We start from the raw sequence: 16,388 nt of genomic DNA, 5'->3' as shown, positions 1-16,388 counted from the left end.
TCCTCAGGAATGAAAGCCCATGAAGCGCTCGGCAAGCGCTTCGGCGGTGGTGCTGGCGGGGTCGACTTCATCGACCAACTGGCCGTTCTCGATGATCAGGATGCGATCGGCCAGCGCCGTCAGGAAGTCGATGTCCTGTTCCACCAGAATGATGCCCAGGCCTTGTTCGCGACGCAGGCGTTGCAGGGTTTCGATGATCTCGTCGCAGATGGAGGGCTGGATGCCTTCGGTGGGTTCGTCGAGCAGGATCAGCTTCGGGTTGCCGCACAGGCAGCGCGCCAGGGCCAGCAGTTGTTGTTCGCCGCCCGACAAGGCGCCACCGGGTTGGTCGAGCAGCCGTTGCAGACGCGGAAAATACGCCAGGATCCGCTCGATGGTGGCCGGGGCCTGGGCGAAGTGCTTCACGCAGCCCATGCGCAGATTCTCGCCGACGGTCAGGAACGGGAAAATCTGCCGGCCCTGGGGCACGTAGCCGATGCCGGCCCGTGCCCGCTGGCTGGCGTCGGCACGACTCAGGTCCTGGCCTGCGAACCGCACGCTGCCCGACAGCGCTGGCAGCTCGCCGATAAGCGCGCGCAGCAGGGTGGTCTTGCCCATGCCGTTACGCCCGAGCACGCCGATGCAGCTGTCGGTGGCGCCGCGCAGAGCGATGTCGCGCAGCACCGGCACGCGCTCGTAGCCGGAACACAATCCATTGACTTCAAGCATGTTTGATCTCCTGTTTGCCCAGATAGGCTTCGCGCACCAACGGATTCCGAGTCACCTCGGCAAAGCTGCCTTGGGCCAGCACCGCGCCCTGGTTGAACACGGTGACCGTGCCGGCGATGAGGCGAATGAACTCCATGTCGTGCTCGACCACCACCACCGTGCTGTGCGCGTTGATCTCCTTGATCAGGGCGGCGGTCTTGCGCACTTCCTGATAGGTCATGCCGGCAGCGGGCTCGTCCAGCAGCACCAGGGTCGGCTTCGAGGCGAGGATCATGCCCAGCTCGACCCATTGCCGTTGACCGTGGGCCAAGTCGCCTACCAGACGGTGGCGGTGTTCGCTCAGGTCGATGCGTTGCAGCGTCTGCTCGGCGGTTTGCCGGGCCTGCGCGGCGCTCTGGTTGCGACTGGCGGCCAGGCGCAGGTTTTCCAGTACATCGAGGCCGTCGAACACACTGGGTGTCTGCGTCTTGATGCCGATGCCCAGGCGCGCGATACGGTGCGGCGGCAGGCCGCTGATACGCTCGGCCTGGAAGTGGCAGCTGCCGTGGGTCGGCTTCAGCTGCCCGCTGAGCAGTTTGAAGAACGTACTTTTACCGGCACCGTTGGGACCGACGAGGCAGCGAAGTTCACCGCGGTGCAGGGTGAAATCCACCGCTTTTACGGCGTGCACGCCGCCGAAACTGACGCCCAGACCTTGGGTTTGCAGAAGCACGCTCATACGGCGCCCTCCTGTGGCACGGCGCTGGTGGAAGCGGGACGACGCTTGAACACGCGCCCGGCCAACGTGCCAAGGCTGGGCAGCAAGCCACGCGGCAGCAGCATGACGAAGGTCAGCAGAATCGCACCCAATACCAGGCCGCTGTCCACCGTCTGCTGTTCGCCCAGGCGCGCCATCAGCGCCTGCAGGCCGATGCAGGCCAGGATCGGCCCGAACAAGGTACCGCGACCGCCGACGATGACCCAGATAATGATCTGCGCCGACTGCGCCAGGCCAAACACACCCGGGCTGACGAATGCGCCCCAGTTGGCGTACAGGCACCCGGCCAGGCCGGCGATGCCGCCGCCCAGGCTGAAGACGATCAGCTTGTGCAGGCGCGTGTCATAGCCGAGCAAACCGGCGCGCTGCTCGTTTTCACGGATGGCCACTACCACCTTGCCGAAGCGACTGGCGAGCAGTCCGCGCAGGCCCAGGTAGCAGAGGATCAAGGCGCCGCCGATCACCTGAAACAAGGTTTCGGGCTCCAGCACGCGCTCGGGATCGAACGGCACGTTGAGCGTCGGGATCGCCGGAATGCCGTTGAAACCGCCAAGCAAAGCACTGCCGATGTGGTATTCGCTGCCCGAGGTGGAATTCATCACGTTGAACAGAATCAGCGTCACCGCCAGGGTGATCACGCCCAGGTACACATCGCTGATGCCGCCGTAGAACATGAAGTAGCCCATGGCCGCAGCGAACAGGGCGGGCACGGCAATGGCCAGCAATACCGGCCAGGTGCTGTCGCCGATGTTCAGCACACCGACCGCATAGGCATAGGCCCCCAGGCCGAAGAACGCGGCTTGCCCGAAACACAGGATGCCGCCGAAACCCCAGATGAACGCCAGACTCAGCGCCAGCAAAGCCATGACCAGATAGATGGTCAGCGAGAGCAGGGTGAACAGGTCCAGCCAATACGGCAGAACGCCGACCAGCACGGCGGCCAGTGCGCAGCCGAGCACCGGCAGCAGATCACGAAATGCGACAGGCATCAGAACGCCCTCCGAAAGAAACGACCGGTGATGCCCTGAGGCAACACGCGGATCAACACGATGGCGGCCAGCAACAGGGCCACCTCACCGAACACCGGGGTGCTGAAGAAGGTCACCACCTGACTGATGACGCCGAACGCACCGGCCGCACTCAGTGTGCCGGTGATGACAGCGCTGCCGCCGCCGATCACGGTGATGAAGGCCTTGGCAATGTAGCTGGCGCCCAGCGTCGGGATCACCCCGGTGAGCGGTGCGAGGACCGCGCCGCCGAGCCCGGCCAAGGCCGCACCCAGGCCAAAGGTGAGGCTGTAGATGCGTCCGGGGTTGGCACCCAGGGCGGCGGCCATCTTGGCGTTCTGCATGGTCGCCCGGGCGCACAGGCCGAACTGGGTGAAGCGCAGCAGCGCCCACATCCCCAGCAACACTGCCACGGCCACGGCGATGACGAACAGCCCGTAGCCACTGGTTTGATAGGTACCCAGGGTGATGCCCGGCAACGGTGAGCTGATGCCCACGGTGGTGTTGCCGAACAGCATGGTCGCCGTGCCGGTCAGCGCCAGGCTCAAGCCCCAGGTGGCCAGCATGGTGTCGATCATGCGGCCGTAGAGGTGGCGTATCAGCAAGCGCTCGACCAGCATGCCGAACAGGCCCACCGTCAGCGGCGCCAGCACCAGGATCGAGATCCAGATCGGCACATGCAGATGGTGAGTTGCCAGGACGGCGACGTAACCGCCGAGCATCATGAACTCGCCATGCGCCAGGTTGATGATCTTCATCATGCCGAACACCACCGCCAGACCGATGCTGAGCAGCACCAGCGTGGCGATGGCGCCGACGATCTGCAGGGAAAAAATCGCGGCCCAATCCATGTCCGTCTCCTTACAGCGCGATGCTGTATTGCTTGGCATCACGCGGGTTCTTGACCAGGTCGCAGACAGCGGCGGTGTCCGAAGGGGCCTGCTGGGCGAAGCTTTGCACCACCTCCAGGCGGCGATCGCGCACCTCAGCGATGTGCACGTCCAGAATGCAATGGTGGGTGGCCGGGTCGATGCTGACCTTGCCGCTGGGCAGGTCCAGGCTGATGCCTTTCTCCAGCGCCTCGATGACCGCCATGCGCTCGATCGAACCGGCCTGGCGAACGCCCTCGGCCCACAGCATCATGCCCTGATAGGCGCCCATCGCCAGTTCGGTGATGTACGGATAGTCGGCGCCGAAGCGGGTATGGAAGCGTTCGACGAACGCGGTGTTGAGTGGGGTCTGCAGTTCCTGCACATAGTTCTGGCAGATCAGGATGCCGTTGCACTCTTCGGGCGAGAGCACGATGTGCTCGTTGCCGCCGGCAAAGGTGGTCGAAGCGATCGGCAGCTTGCCGGTCATGCCGGCAGCCTTCCACTGGCGATAGAAGGACATGTGAGCGCCGCCGACCAGAGCCGACCAGACGAAGTCCGGCTTGGCTTCCTGAATCTTCGATATGGTGGCGCCGAAGTTGGTCACGTCCAGCGGGAAGAACTCGATCCCCACGCTCGACCCACCAGCCTGTTCGACGTACTTCTTCACCCAGGCGGTGACGATCTGCCCGTAGTTGTAGTCGGCCGCGACGATGTAGACCTTCTTGCCCCACTTCTGGGTCACGTGGGACACCAGCTTCTCCACGGTCTGGCCTGGGGTCACGCCGGTGCCAAAGAAGTTGCGATCGCACACGCCGCCTTCGTACTGGTTGTCGTAGAAGTACAGCGTCTTGTAGCGGTCCAGCACCGGACGCACCACTTCACGGGAGGCGGAGGTGATGCCCGCATGCACCACCGCCACCCGATCCTTGAGCGCCGCCTGCTGGGCGTACTGGGCGTACAGCTGCATGTTGGACTGGGTGTCGTACTTGATCAGGCTCAGCGGCCGGCCGAGCAGGCCGCCCTGGGCGTTCAGCTCTTCGGTGGCGAACGTCAAAGCATCCACGATCGGCTTGCCATAGATGTCCAGGCCGCCCGAGCTGTCGTACAGCGAGGCGATCTTGATCGCGTCGTCGGCGGCGAAGGCCGACAGGCTCTTGAAGCTCAACGCCGACAATGCGGCAGCGGAAATGGCGGACGAACGCAGGAAGGTACGACGATTGATAGCCATGCTCAGTGCTCCTGAAACCAGCCCCGTCATGCCATCGCCTGCCCGATCGCGGACAGCCGAACGGGCCGCCGTGCAAACCGGAAAAGGGGAGGAGTGGGGCTGGATGAAATGCAGGCGAGGGAAGGTGGGGCCTGATTTCACGTGACCGACGACGCTGTCGGCTGAACGGGGTGTCGAGCGTTTCGCTTGTGAACCGCAGCCGCATCGTTGGGGCCGGGTCACCCAGGGCGTGGAGGCGCTGGGGGAAACTGGTATCACGTGGGGCGCGTGACGTCAGTGCCAAAGCAATAACCAGGCCACTGAGTATAAATGATTGTTTTTACTCTTTATTTATTTGATCTCGTTTCCTCAGGGGAGTGGTGCTGTGCTCCAGGATGGGAATCCTGCACTCAAAGCGTGCAAAGGAGATTCGGATGGGTAACAGTCAGGGCAGTGCTCGCGATGCGTGGAGCACCGCCCTGTCTGTGAAGCCGCATCCGTCGACGGACCATCAGCCGCTGGACGCCAGCCGAGAAATAGCCGCCTTGCTACCGGCGCGCTCGCGCAGCACGAATTTCTGGATCTTGCCTGTGGCCGTCTTCGGCAGCTCCGTGAAAATGACCTGTCGCGGGCATTTGAACCTGGCCAGGCGCGCTTGGCAGAACCCTATGAGCTCCGCAGAACTGGGTTCTGCCGCACCCGTCTTGAGTTCGATGAAAGCGCATGGTACCTCGCCCCATTTCTCGTCTGGCTGGGCAACCACGGCGGCGTGCAGGACGCTGGGATGGCAGTGAATGACATCCTCGACCTCGATCGATGAGATGTTCTCCCCGCCCAAGATAATGATGTCTTTCGAACGATCGGTGATCTGCACATAGCCGCCCTCATGCACGACCGCGATGTCCCCCGTGTGAAACCATCCTCCCTCGAATGCCTTGCCAGTGGCTGATGCGTTCTTCAGGTATCCCATCATCACGGTGTTGCCGCGCAGCAACAGCTCGCCCGTGGTGACTCCGTCATGCGGCACCGGGACCAAGGTGTCCGGATCGGCCACCATCAACCCCTCGAACGTCGCAGCCCTGGCGCCTTGCCGGACACGCAATGCGCGCTGCTCGCTATCGCTCAAGGCGTCCCAGCCGTCTTGCCAGACACAACTAACCGGCGTGCCGGACACCTCGGTGATCCCGTACACATGATCCACATCGAAGCCCAGGGCGACCACGGCGCTGAGTACCGATGCAGGCGGAGGGGAGCCGGCTGTCAGCACCCGGACAGGGGCACGCAGTGGCGCGCGATCACGTGCGTCGGCAATCATTGCCATGACCACCGGTGCGGCGCAGAAATGATCCACGCCGTGCGTGTCGATCGCGTCGAACACGGCGTCGGCATTGACCTTGCGCATGCAGACATGGGTGCCCGCGGCAGCGGTGATCGCCCAGGTGAAACACCAGCCATTGGCGTGGAACATCGGCAGCGTCCATAGATATCGAGGAGCACGTGGCAGCGGCCAGTTGGTCATCTGCAACAGGCTCATCAAATAGGTTGCTCGATGGCTGGTGACAACGCCCTTGGGGTCTCCAGTGGTACCGGACGTGTAGTTCAGCGCCATGGGCTGCCATTCATCGACCGGCCAAACGCCCTCGAAGCCTGGGTCGCCGCCGGCAAGCAGCGCCTCATAGCTCACCACGCCGATCGATGGGCCCAAGGGCGCAAAGGGGTCATCGATATCGATCACGATCGGGGCAGGATCAAGCAGTTCGAGTGCGTCGGCCATCACGCTGGCGTACTCGCGATCGACGAGGACGGCCTTCGACTCGGCATGCCTCAAGATGAATGCCACCCCTTCGGCATCGAGCCGACAATTGATGGTATTGAGCACCGCGCCGCACAGGGGAATACCGAAATGCGCTTCCAGCATGGCGGGTGTGTTGGGGCACATGATCGAGATCGTGTCGCCGGCGCCCAGTCCTCGCGCGACCAGCGCGGCGGCCAGGCGCATGCATCGCTCTCGCGTCTGCGCCCACGTGCGAGTGATCGATCCGTACACGACCGCAGCGCGGTTCGGATGGACCCATGCCGCTCTGTCCAGAAACCCTAGCGGGGTGAGAGGGAGATGATTGGCCGGAGTCTTGTCGAGGCACTCGTAACGGTCGGCGGGCTTCATGGGGGAGTCTCTTTGTTGTTGTGATGAAAGGTCGTGAAAGCACTGACCGCTTCGCGCTCGGTGACCAGCTCGTTCTCGACACTGGAATCGTCTGCGTAGCCCAGGCTCATGCCGCACACCAGCATCTGCTCGTCGGGGATGCCGAGTACTTCGGCGATGACGTGGTGATACTTCAGAAAGGCAGCTTGCGGGCAGGTATGCAGACCACGGGCTCTGGCGGCAACCATCACGCTTTGCAGAAACATGCCGTAGTCGAGCAGGCTGCCTTGTTGAAGCACACGATCGATGGTGAACAGCAGGCCGACTGGCGCATCGAAGAATCGATAGTTGCGCCCGTGCTGTTCGTGCATGCGCTGCTTGTCGCCCTTGGCAATGCCCAGCAGCCCGTACAGCTCCCAGCCGACTTTCTTCTTGCGATCCAGATAGGGCGTCACCCACTCCCTGGGGTAATACTCGTAGGGATCGAGCAACTGGCCGGCATGTGCAGGATCGTTGTCGATATCCGCGATGGCGCTGGACAGCTGCCGCTTGGCATCGCCCGTGACCACGTGCACGCGCCAGGGCTGCATATTCACGCCCGTGGCGCAGAACCGGGCGACGTCGAGAATGCCTTCCACGTCTTCCCGGGCCACAGGGTCCGGAAGAAAAGCCCTGATACTGCGCCGTGAGGTGATGGCCCAGTCCACTGCCTGCACCAGAAGCGGGGGGCTCAAGGGGGGTTGAGACAGTCGATTCATACAGGTACCGATTCAAGTGGATTTAGAAACATCGGGATTCAATCCCGAGCTGTCCATGCTCGATTTCGACCGACTCGCCGAACGTGTCTGGGAGGAGTCGGCAAGCGACTGATTGACCAGCGAAACGGCTGCCGCTCCGATAAGTCCGGCGAGCGCAATGGCCATGAAATTCTGCTCCAGAGGCAGATGCATGGAGATCAGCCAGCCGATCAGCACCGGTGCAACGATGGCGCCTATGCGCCCCACGCCCGAGGCGAAACCCACGCCCGTGGCCCGGATTGTCGAAGGGTAGAAGTCCCCGGCATAGGCGTAGGCCAGCAGTTGTGTGCCCAAGGTCGATGCGCCTACCGCGAAAACCACCACGTAGAGCAGGGCAGGCGAGCGGGTGTAGGCCAAGGCGACCAACGCCAGTGCGCCAACGATGTAGAAACACACCAGCACACGCTTGATGTTGAATCGGTCACCCAGCCAGCCACCTCCCAGCGCGCCGGCGATCGCGCCAACGTTGAACACGATCACGAAGTTCAGAGCCGACCCCAGGCTGAAGCCGGCCATTGCCATCAACTTGGTCAGCCAGGAATTCAGGGCATAGACCATGAACAGCCCGGTCACGAAGGCGGCCCAGATCATTACCGTGCTGAAACCGCGGCCATTGGCGAACAGGTTGCGTACCGGTGAATCCTGTTTGTCGAGTATCTCGGGGTTGCCCGCCATGAGCGCGTCTTCGGGAATGGCAATGCGAGGGTCGAGTTTCCGCGCAATATCCCTGAGTTCATTCTGCTGCCCCTGTTTGAGCATGTAGCCGATGGAGTCAGGCATGGTTTTCAAAATGAACGGGATCAAGATCACAGGAAGCGCCGCGACATAGAACACCCACTGCCAGCCATGACTTTCGATCAGCTGCTTGGCGGTCAGGGCAACCATAATCCCGCCCACGGAATAGCCGGCGAACACCAGCGTGACCAGCCGTGTTCGCAGTTTCAAAGGTGAAAATTCGCCCATCTGCGCGGTGCAGATAGGCAGGACGCCGCCGATGCCCAGCCCTGCGATGAATCGCATGATGCTGAAACTGATGGGGTCGTTGGTCAGTCCTGCGCCAGCGGTGAAGAGGCTGAACAGCGCGACGCAGATGGCGGTCATCTTTGGCCGGCCGATGCGATCGGCCAGCGTGCCGAGGAAGATCGCCCCTAGCATCGTCCCGAACAGCGCCGAGCCCGCCATGATGCCCGCGCTGGTCGCCTCGATGTTCATGTCCTTCATGATGGCCGGCAGCGCGGCGCCGACAACCGCAAGGTCGTAGCCGTCGATGATAAGAATGAGCACGCACCAGAAAAGTATCAAACCATGAAAGCGGTTGAACCTTGAATCCTTGGCGAGCGCGAAGACGTTCACTGGCTGCATAACGTGTCTCCTTCGGTTTTATTCTTGTTTTGAAGTGCACAGGTGTTGTTCGACCAGGCCAAGGGCAGGAGGCCGTGGCTTGCGTTCGAATATCGTAGGCGCAGACATGGCATAGGCCCATGTCCAAAGTCATCGTTATGCGTGGGGTGTTTGGACAGTGCCAAGACAGGCATGAAGCGGGCCGGGGTGTTTCGTCAGCCCTTGCGAACAAAGCGTTCGTGGCTATCGTTCATCAAGCGTATTTTTCGTCGCGCTCATTTCTCATCAGGCCCTGCACGACGATAGAAGCCCGGACTCACCCCCGTCCATTTCTTGAAGGCGCGATGGAAGGCACTGGCGTCCTGGAAGCCGGCCTGCAGCGCTACATCGTTGACTGTGAGCTCTTCGCGACCCAGCAGATGAATGGCCATGTCCCTGCGCAAATCATCCTTGAGTCGTTGATAGCTCAAGCCTTCGGATTGAAGTCGTCGCTGCAAGGTCGAACTGGACGTGCCCAGCGATTTCGCCAGCCTGTCGAACTCGGGCCAGCTCTCCGGATCCACCCCCCGGAGCCTCTGGCGGACTTTCGCGCCGGTGCTTTCATCGTTTCGATATTTGACCAGCAAATTGCCCGGCGCCTCTTCCAGAAAGCTTGTCAGGGTTGCCGGCGTCTGAACGACTTTAAGAGCGAGCAGGGCGCGGTCGAACCGGACGGTCGTCGGTCCGACACCGAATGTCAGGGACTCGCAAAAGCGCAGGCGGTAGTCACTGTCATCCAGCGGTTGGGCTGGCCGGAAACTGATGCTGTGGATGGGCAGGCGCCGTCCACCGAGCCAGCACAGCAATCCGTGTACGAGGATGAGCCAGGTACCGTAGCTGAACAGGCGTCTTTCGATGCCTTGATCATGAATGATCAATACCGCCCAGTTGTCCTGGAAGGTCAACTCGCCGTGGATATCATCCAGCGTGGCGCGCAGGAACGATAGAATCCGACGCAGCGCTTGTTCGAGCGAATGTCATCCCAAGGCGACATGGCACATGAGACGGAAACTGCCTCTGCGCAGAGGGTGCGCGTCGATGGCGAAAAACTCGTCGTCGAGCCGATCAGCAAGGGCAACCCAGAGCCGAGAAAACGCCATGGCCGAGACCCTTGCCTGGGGGGCATCGAGCAATCCAGGGTCGATGCCTGCTTCGCGCAGCACTGGCTGAACATCGATACCGCGCTGCACTGCACCGTACAAGGCTTCGTGCACCAGGCCTATGGAAGTCGTGCCTTTGTCTGCAATCACCACCATGACGTGTCCATGTGACTCTCTCACTCAGCGCCGATCAACGGCCTGAAGGTAAACAACCCCAGTCATCCAGGCAATCGGTCCAGCAAGGTGCGCAACGTTTTCACGTCGGTATTGCTGCACCCCATGCAGGTATATACTGCAAATCCACCGTCTTGTAGAACCCCGAGCGAGTTTCCATACTCACTCGCACTACTGACCGACTGGAGAACGACATGGCCGCAGTGATTCGTTTCAATCAACCGGGCGATCCTTCCGTGCTGTGGGAGGACACTGTGGCCGAGCAGGCGCCGGGGGAGGGGCAGGTGTGGCTGCAGCAGGCGGCCATTGGCGTGAATTATCTCGACGTCACCCAGCGCAACGGTGCGGTCAAGGTGCCGCTGCCGTCCGGCCTCGGCCTGGAAGGTGCCGGCACCGTGGTGTCGGTGGGGGCTGGGGTCACCAACGTGCAGCCGGGCGACCGCGTGGCCTATGCCACAGGCCCGCTGGGCGGCTATGCGGCGCAGCGGCTCTATCCCGCGGAACGTCTGGTGAAGCTGCCCGCTGGCGTCAGCTTCGAGCAGGCGGCGGCGGTGCTGTTCAAAGGCATCACTGCGCAATACCTGCTCAAATCCACCTACCCGGTGGGCCCCGAAACGACGATGCTGCTGTACGGCGTCGCCGGTGGCCTGGGGCAGATCATGGGCCAGTGGGCCAAGCACCTGGGCGCATACGTCATCGGTGTGGTGTCCAAGCCTGAAAGCGTCGAGCGGGCCAAGGCCGTGGGCTGCGACGAGGTGCTGGTGTTCGACGCGGCCACGCTGGCTGCGGATGTGGCGAAGCTGACCCAGGGGCGCAAGGTGGACGTGGTCTACGACCCGATCGGACGGATCTCCTTCGAGGCGTCCCTGGACAGCCTGCGACCGCGGGGCCTGATGGTGTCGTTCGGCGCGTCCTCGGGCGCTCCGGCGGCGGTCGAGCTGTCCACCCTCAATGGCAAGGGCTCGCTGTTCCTGACCCGGCCGTCGATCGTGGCTCATACGGCATCCACCGCCGAGTATCAGGAGCGCGCCGCCGACGTGCTGGCAGCGGTCGAGGCGGGGATCATCACGCCGCGGATCTGGAAGACCTATCCGCTGGCCGAAGCAGCGCGTGCCCATGAGGCACTCGAGTCGGGGCAGTCGGGCGGGGCGATCGTTCTGACGCCATGACCCCGGACCTGCTCGACAGTCAGCACAGCGACGAGATCGCCGCCTTCCTGGCCGTCGCCAGCCAGGGCTCGTTCGTCGCCGCTGGTCGGTTGCTGCAGCGTCATCCCACGGTGATTTCCAAACGCCTGGCCGCCATGGAAAAGCGGCTGGGCGTGCGACTCATGGAGCGCTCGACCCGCCAGGTGCGCATCACCGACGTCGGCGCGACGCTGGAGCAGCGCCTGCGCTCGGCGCTGTCCCAGATCGCCGAAGCCGAGCAGCAGGCCACCTCGGGCGTCGCGCAGGTGCGCGGCGTCTTGCGCCTGGCGCTGCCGGCCGCCATGGGGCGCCTGTGGGTGGCGCCGTTGTTGCCCGAATTTCTAAGCGCGCACCCTGGTGTGTCGATCATCGCCGACTACAGCGAGCATGTCGTCGACATCATCGAGCAGGGCTATGACCTGGCCCTGCGCATCGGCGAGCTGGACGACAGCCGGCTGATCGCCAACAAGCTCTGCGACCATCGCCGCATACTCTGCGCGGCTCCCGCCTACATCGAACGGTTCGGCATGCCGCTCAGACCCAGCGACCTTGTCCGGCACAACTGCCTGCGCTTCAGCGGGCTGGCGTCGTTTCCCGAGTGGCGGCTGCACCATGCGCAGCGGCAGGAGAGCGTGACGACCCAGGGCACCCTGACCTCCAACGACAGCGAAACCCTGCTCAGCGCCGCATTGGCGGGCGTGGGCATTCTTGGCGCGGGTGAGTGGCTGATGAGCCGTCAGCTGGCGTCAGGCGAGCTGGTTCAGGTACTGCCCGACTGGCGATTGGATTCAGTGGGCGGGGTCTACCTGATACGGCCGTCCTCGAAATTCCCGGCGGCCACTGTTCTGGCGTTCAAGGCGTGGATCGAATCCAGGTTTGCCAATGGGCCGCTCTGGGCGTTGTGAACGGTCCCTGGTGGGTCCTTTAGCACGCAAAGCGGAACCACGTCACAGTAGTGTCACTGTGATATTAAAGTCTCTGACAACTCGACCGATACCCCCATTACAGGCGAACACATGAGGGCCAACAGCCATCATCGAAGTTGCTTGCTCGCAACAAGTGATGGCACAATGTCATCATCGGTCATTGCGTCCTGAATTCAGGGCGTCATGGCCTTGGTTGGTTCGACATGCCCTATGCAGCCTTTGAGCTTCCTGATCATGCCGACCGACACCCGATCATGCTGTCAGTCACGATCCGACAGGATCGCCAGGGAACAATGGCGGCCTGGATCTCCACGTAGCGCTACAGGCCTGCGTTGACATCCAGGGTCTTTACAAACACTCGCGCAAGCGAACCTATTCTCATCCAGAGGGGTGAGAACCACGCAAGCAAGGTTGCTTTTATAATCCCAGAAATGGGATTGCTCCATTGGAACACAATGAATCGATCTATCTGCCTGACGCTCGGTCTGCTTCTTTCCGGCTGTAATGGCATCCCGACTCCCTTTGTAAGCGATGCTGCCTACAAAGACGCTTTCATGGTTACCTCCAGTCTTCCCGCGCCTCTTCTGTATCAAGCCTCGGCCGTGCAATGGAACGAGGACTACGCCGTTTCTGCCAAGCACACGCCTTATCTGAGTGATGTCGCGTACCGCGGTCGCGGCGACGTGGTCTTCATCAAGCGCAAAGCCACTTCGGCGCCGCACTGGCGTCAGGCAACAGTTGGCGAAAGCGTCACCGCTGTGGGTTTCAGCCCTTTGCTGATGCCCGTCAAAGGCAGTGGTCAGGTGAAGGAAGGCAAGCTGCTGCTCCAGAACCTCAACGATGGCGTGCTCTATTCCATCCACGATGGTCCCAGCGCCGTAGGCATGTCCGGCGGGCCGGTGTATGGCAAAGACGGCTCCGTGGTCGGTATGACGGTGGCATTCGTGCCCACGCACTACACCCAAAACCTGACCAACAGCGACCTGGCCGATGCCAAGCGTGTGAGCGTGTTCATGGGTTACAAGGAAATCGAGAAGGAATGGCGTCGCTTTCAGGGTGACGTCAAGGTACCGGCCCCGGTTGCAGGCTACGTGATACGTTGAGTGGGTTGCGCGAGGGCAGGGGTGTTGTCGAGGCGGGGAACGTGGCGGGAAAAGCACGGCTCGGGCGGCCTTGGCAGCCGCCCAAGCCCTTCACTCATTTCTGAGCGCGAGCTGCGTCACGCAGGGCCTTGATCTTGTCATGGTTGCGCATCACGCCTTCGAATTGCTTCTGGATCAAAGCGTGTGCCTCAGGGGTCACATCCTTGTTTTCCAGTGCCTTGGTGTAGCTCTTCTTGGCAACGTCTTCGCCACGCTCGGCTTCGTTGAGCAGGGCAACATCGTCTTTACCGGTGATGGCCGACTTCAGGTCGACCCAACGACGGTGCAGATCGCCGGCGACGCTGGTGGTGGTTTCAGCTTCGCCACCCAGTTGACGGACGTAGGCTTGCAACTCGGCAGCGCCGGAAGCGGTGTCGGCAGCAGCGGTGGTGAAGACGCCTTTGAGTTCGGCGTTTTTGGTGTTCTCGGCGAGATCCTTGAAACCAGCCTCACCATCTTTCGATGTCTCGATGAGGTCGTTGAGTACCTTGATCGTTTCTTTATGAGCGTCGGTCATTTCAAAATCTCCGTGATGGACGGTCTGGCTCAGACCCAAGAGGCAGCCATGGCGTATGCATGGTACGTACGCTGTGATTAGGGCGCCCGGTTGTGCCGAAGGTTCCGATTTTTTTGAAAATGAGCGTTCGACGTTCGTGCAGAACCCGTCCACTTGACGTGTCGAGGCGCGGCTGCACCCAGCAAAATCAGGTGACTGGCTGAGTTGTGTCGGCCAACTCCCTGACCAATCGATCCAGCTCGGCAAGTTCGAACGGTTTGCGCAGCACCACGGCACCGGCGATGGCGTCGAGCGCGAGGGTGTCGGCGTAGCCGCTGATGAAAATGATCGGTAACTGCGGAACGAATTGGCGGGCCTTGCGCGCCAGCTCGGCGCCGTTCATCTCCGGCATCAGAAAATCGATGACGGCCACCGCGAAGCGGGTGTTGCCCAGCAGCGCCAATGCCTTGCTGCCGCGGTCGACGTCGATCACTTGGTAGCCGCGGGCGCGCAGGTCATCGACCAGCACCGTGCGTACCGCATCATCATCGTCGACGACCAGCACCGGCTGGGCGAAGGGTATCGCCGGCGCGGTCGTCATGGGCTGCACCACGCCGCGCGAGGGCACCTGCGGTCGCTCGGCCGCAGGCAGCACCAGCTCGAAAGTCGAGCCCTGGCCCGGTTCACTGGTGATCCTCAGATCCCCGCCGCATTGACGGCACAGGCCATACACCTGAGCCAGGCCCAGGCCGGTACCGCGGCCCGATTCCTTGGTGGTGAAAAAGGGTTCACAGGCCTTGGCCAGCACCTCGGGCGACATGCCCGTGCCGCTGTCGCTGACGTGAATCGATACCGTGGGCGGCGTGCTCGACGGCTCGGTGGGCGAGCACTTGACGGTGAACCAGCCGCCATCGGGCATGGCATCTCGGGCGTTCAGGGCCAGGTTGAGGATGGCCATCTCCAGTTGCAGCGGGTCGGTGCTGACGAACAGATGACGATTCGGCGTCTGCATGTCGATGTTGATGTCAGGGCCCAGTGCGTTACCCACCAGTTCGAAGGCAGCGTTGACGCTATCGGCGAGATTGACCGCCGATACGTTCAGGCGTTGCGTGCGTGAGAAGGCCAGCAATTGCCCGGTCAGGCGAATGCCCTTTTCGGTCGACAGGGTGGCCCGTGTCACGTACTTCAGCGCCTTGGGATCGCTTACGACGTGGCGATGGAGCAATTCGAGATTGCCTGAAACGCCCATCAGCAGATTGTTGAAATCATGAGCGATGCCGCCCGTCAATTGGCCCACTGCGTCCAGGCGCTGGGCGCGGTTCATTGCCTGTTCGGCGACGATGCGTTGCGCCGATTCCTGTTCCAGCTCGGCCCGCTTCTCGTCCAGTTCCAGCTCCAGACGCTGCCTTATGGTGGTTTCCAGTCGCCGCTGCTTGTGCCGTTGAAGGTCCAGTCGAGCGGTTACCCGGCCATCCTTGATGATCAGAATCACCAGCGGCATGAACACCGTTGCCACCACCAGGGCCAGTGCGGCAGGCGCACCAATGGCACGGGCGTTGACGGCCGATAGCAGCAGCCAGCCGATGACTGGCAGGATGGCGGTCAGTAGCAACTGTCGACGGGTCGCGGCGCCGGCGCGATTGCTCAGCGTGACCACGTTCAACCAGCCCTGGTCGGCCTGAAACAGCATCATCGATACCGCCAGGCACACCAGCGCCAGGGCGGTGTGGACCGCCATGGCGTTGAACAGCAGCACCGAGTACAGGTCCTTCACGCCGTAGGCATAACCCAGCAGGCCAATGCCGGCCACGGCGAAAGCGAGCAGGGCGAGGACATCGCAGACTTTGTGTCGACCGGCGAGTTGCGCCATGCGCGCCACGCTCAGCAGGGCCAGACAGCTCGCCGTGGCCGGGGAAACACTGCCCAAAGCAAGCGCAGAAGGGGCAAACAACCACGCGTTCACCGGGCCACTGAACACGTCACGACCGATGAGCAAGTGCGCGCCCAGCAAGGCGAAGGCGATGCACGCGGCGACTCCGGCGAGCAGCCAACTGGGGCGCGCACGCCGTCCCAGCAGGCAGGAAAGCGCCAGCGCGGCAAGGGCCATGGCCGTCAGTGGCGACATTCCCGTGAGGGCTGGCGCCAAGTGATCGAGCAGTGGTCGACCCAACCCGTACTCGCACAGCGCTGCAGTACCGGTGAGCAGCGCCACCCAGGCCAATAGCTTGGCCACCCACCTGACCGACGTCGCGGCATGCAGACGGCTCAATCCCCAATCGGAAGTGCGGGTTCCGATGTCCAGGTCGTCGTCAGGTGCGTGCATCGGTGACAGGCCTCCGTGGTGGCATGGGCGATCGAGGGGCTGGTGAGTGTGCGGCGAAGGCTGGGTCTGTCATTTGTAGAGCCAATACCGCCAAGTCTCAAGCCTTGGGCTGCTTTATTCGGATCGGGAAACTACCGCCACGCCGCTGCCGGTGGGGAATCGTTGCCGG

14 protein-coding genes and 1 pseudogene are annotated in these 16,388 nt (G+C 62.4%); 3 read left to right on the top strand and 12 right to left on the bottom strand.

All coding sequences use genetic code 11. The features are described 5' to 3' along the window. Positions 1-3 precede the first annotated feature (3 nt). From QMX89_RS06240 to QMX89_RS06195, 10 genes and pseudogenes are all read right to left on the bottom strand, one after another. Positions 4-708, bottom strand: a complete 705-nt coding sequence (locus QMX89_RS06240) for an ABC transporter ATP-binding protein (RefSeq protein WP_282347485.1) — start codon at positions 706-708, stop codon at positions 4-6. Then, complete coding sequence (locus tag QMX89_RS06235; RefSeq protein ID WP_282347484.1) at positions 701-1,426, bottom strand: ATP-binding cassette domain-containing protein; 726 nt, start codon at positions 1,424-1,426, stop codon at positions 701-703. The genes QMX89_RS06240 and QMX89_RS06235 overlap by 8 nt, the downstream gene beginning before the upstream one ends. Continuing rightward, the gene (locus QMX89_RS06230) at positions 1,423-2,454 is read right to left on the bottom strand and encodes an urea ABC transporter (RefSeq protein WP_049858946.1); all 1,032 of its coding nucleotides are present in this window, start codon (positions 2,452-2,454) and stop codon (positions 1,423-1,425) included. Before QMX89_RS06230 ends, QMX89_RS06235 begins: the two co-directional genes overlap by 4 nt. Beyond that, on the bottom strand, positions 2,454-3,323 hold the full coding sequence (locus tag QMX89_RS06225) for a branched-chain amino acid ABC transporter permease (protein ID WP_056843649.1): 870 nt from the start codon (positions 3,321-3,323) through the stop codon (positions 2,454-2,456). The genes QMX89_RS06230 and QMX89_RS06225 overlap by 1 nt, the downstream gene beginning before the upstream one ends. Before the next feature lie 10 nt (positions 3,324-3,333). Then, positions 3,334-4,572 (bottom strand): transporter substrate-binding protein, encoded by a 1,239-nt coding sequence (locus QMX89_RS06220; RefSeq protein WP_056843648.1) that lies wholly within the window; start codon positions 4,570-4,572, stop codon positions 3,334-3,336. Between the two features lie 490 nt (positions 4,573-5,062). Then, positions 5,063-6,715, bottom strand: a complete 1,653-nt coding sequence (locus tag QMX89_RS06215) for an AMP-binding protein (protein WP_282347483.1) — start codon at positions 6,713-6,715, stop codon at positions 5,063-5,065. Beyond that, positions 6,712-7,452: a nitroreductase gene (locus QMX89_RS06210; protein ID WP_282347482.1), complete on the bottom strand. Its 741-nt coding sequence runs from the start codon at positions 7,450-7,452 to the stop codon at positions 6,712-6,714. Before QMX89_RS06210 ends, QMX89_RS06215 begins: the two co-directional genes overlap by 4 nt. A 12-nt stretch (positions 7,453-7,464) precedes the next feature. Further along, positions 7,465-8,853, bottom strand: a complete 1,389-nt coding sequence (locus tag QMX89_RS06205) for an MFS transporter (RefSeq protein ID WP_282347481.1) — start codon at positions 8,851-8,853, stop codon at positions 7,465-7,467. A gap of 254 nt (positions 8,854-9,107) precedes the next feature. Continuing rightward, a complete protein-coding gene (locus QMX89_RS06200) occupies positions 9,108-9,395 on the bottom strand; it encodes an AraC family transcriptional regulator (protein ID WP_282347555.1) in 288 nt (95 codons plus the stop codon). Between the two features lie 129 nt (positions 9,396-9,524). Continuing rightward, positions 9,525-10,127 (bottom strand): annotated as a pseudogene (locus tag QMX89_RS06195) (AraC family transcriptional regulator); the annotation flags it as partial. A gap of 212 nt (positions 10,128-10,339) precedes the next feature. Between QMX89_RS06195 and QMX89_RS06190 the strand changes: the two are divergent. The 3 genes from QMX89_RS06190 to QMX89_RS06180 all read left to right on the top strand — a co-directional run bounded on the left by QMX89_RS06190 (position 10,340) and on the right by QMX89_RS06180 (position 13,361). Continuing rightward, positions 10,340-11,314, top strand: coding sequence for a quinone oxidoreductase (locus QMX89_RS06190; RefSeq protein ID WP_282347480.1), 975 nt, complete (start codon positions 10,340-10,342; stop codon positions 11,312-11,314). After that, a complete protein-coding gene (locus QMX89_RS06185) occupies positions 11,311-12,237 on the top strand; it encodes a LysR family transcriptional regulator (protein WP_282347479.1) in 927 nt (308 codons plus the stop codon). Before QMX89_RS06190 ends, QMX89_RS06185 begins: the two co-directional genes overlap by 4 nt. 575 nt (positions 12,238-12,812) lie before the next feature. Further along, on the top strand, positions 12,813-13,361 hold the full coding sequence (locus QMX89_RS06180; protein ID WP_090359386.1) for a trypsin-like peptidase domain-containing protein: 549 nt from the start codon (positions 12,813-12,815) through the stop codon (positions 13,359-13,361). 94 nt (positions 13,362-13,455) lie between these two features. On the opposite strand, the gene QMX89_RS06175 is transcribed toward QMX89_RS06180, so the two are convergent. Together QMX89_RS06175 and QMX89_RS06170 are read right to left on the bottom strand one after the other, a co-directional pair. Further along, a complete protein-coding gene (locus tag QMX89_RS06175) occupies positions 13,456-13,917 on the bottom strand; it encodes a PA2169 family four-helix-bundle protein (RefSeq protein WP_056843640.1) in 462 nt (153 codons plus the stop codon). A 187-nt stretch (positions 13,918-14,104) separates the two neighbouring features. Then, entirely contained in the window at positions 14,105-16,219 is a 2,115-nt protein-coding gene (locus tag QMX89_RS06170; RefSeq protein ID WP_282347477.1) for an ATP-binding protein, read from the bottom strand. Between the last annotated feature and the right edge of the window lie 169 nt (positions 16,220-16,388).

This window comes from Pseudomonas sp. PS01301 (genome assembly GCF_029960215.1).
GTDB lineage: Bacteria > Pseudomonadota > Gammaproteobacteria > Pseudomonadales > Pseudomonadaceae > Aquipseudomonas > Aquipseudomonas coleopterorum.
This window is presented reverse-complemented; position numbering and strand designations above follow the sequence as displayed.

Excerpts from the sequence above, each read along its gene's own strand:
- QMX89_RS06240 (WP_282347485.1), bottom strand. The coding sequence starts at position 708 with ATGCTTGAAGTCAATGGATTGTGTTCCGGCTACGAGCGCGTGCCGGTG.
- QMX89_RS06235 (WP_282347484.1), bottom strand. The coding sequence starts at position 1,426 with ATGAGCGTGCTTCTGCAAACCCAAGGTCTGGGCGTCAGTTTCGGCGGC.
- QMX89_RS06230 (WP_049858946.1), bottom strand. The coding sequence starts at position 2,454 with ATGCCTGTCGCATTTCGTGATCTGCTGCCGGTGCTCGGCTGCGCACTG.
- QMX89_RS06225 (WP_056843649.1), bottom strand. The coding sequence starts at position 3,323 with ATGGATTGGGCCGCGATTTTTTCCCTGCAGATCGTCGGCGCCATCGCC.
- QMX89_RS06220 (WP_056843648.1), bottom strand. The coding sequence starts at position 4,572 with ATGGCTATCAATCGTCGTACCTTCCTGCGTTCGTCCGCCATTTCCGCT.
- QMX89_RS06215 (WP_282347483.1), bottom strand. The coding sequence starts at position 6,715 with ATGAAGCCCGCCGACCGTTACGAGTGCCTCGACAAGACTCCGGCCAAT.
- QMX89_RS06210 (WP_282347482.1), bottom strand. The coding sequence starts at position 7,452 with ATGAATCGACTGTCTCAACCCCCCTTGAGCCCCCCGCTTCTGGTGCAG.
- QMX89_RS06205 (WP_282347481.1), bottom strand. The coding sequence starts at position 8,853 with ATGCAGCCAGTGAACGTCTTCGCGCTCGCCAAGGATTCAAGGTTCAAC.
- QMX89_RS06190 (WP_282347480.1), top strand. The coding sequence starts at position 10,340 with ATGGCCGCAGTGATTCGTTTCAATCAACCGGGCGATCCTTCCGTGCTG.
- QMX89_RS06185 (WP_282347479.1), top strand. The coding sequence starts at position 11,311 with ATGACCCCGGACCTGCTCGACAGTCAGCACAGCGACGAGATCGCCGCC.
- QMX89_RS06180 (WP_090359386.1), top strand. The coding sequence starts at position 12,813 with ATGGTTACCTCCAGTCTTCCCGCGCCTCTTCTGTATCAAGCCTCGGCC.
- QMX89_RS06175 (WP_056843640.1), bottom strand. The coding sequence starts at position 13,917 with ATGACCGACGCTCATAAAGAAACGATCAAGGTACTCAACGACCTCATC.
- QMX89_RS06170 (WP_282347477.1), bottom strand. The coding sequence starts at position 16,219 with ATGCACGCACCTGACGACGACCTGGACATCGGAACCCGCACTTCCGAT.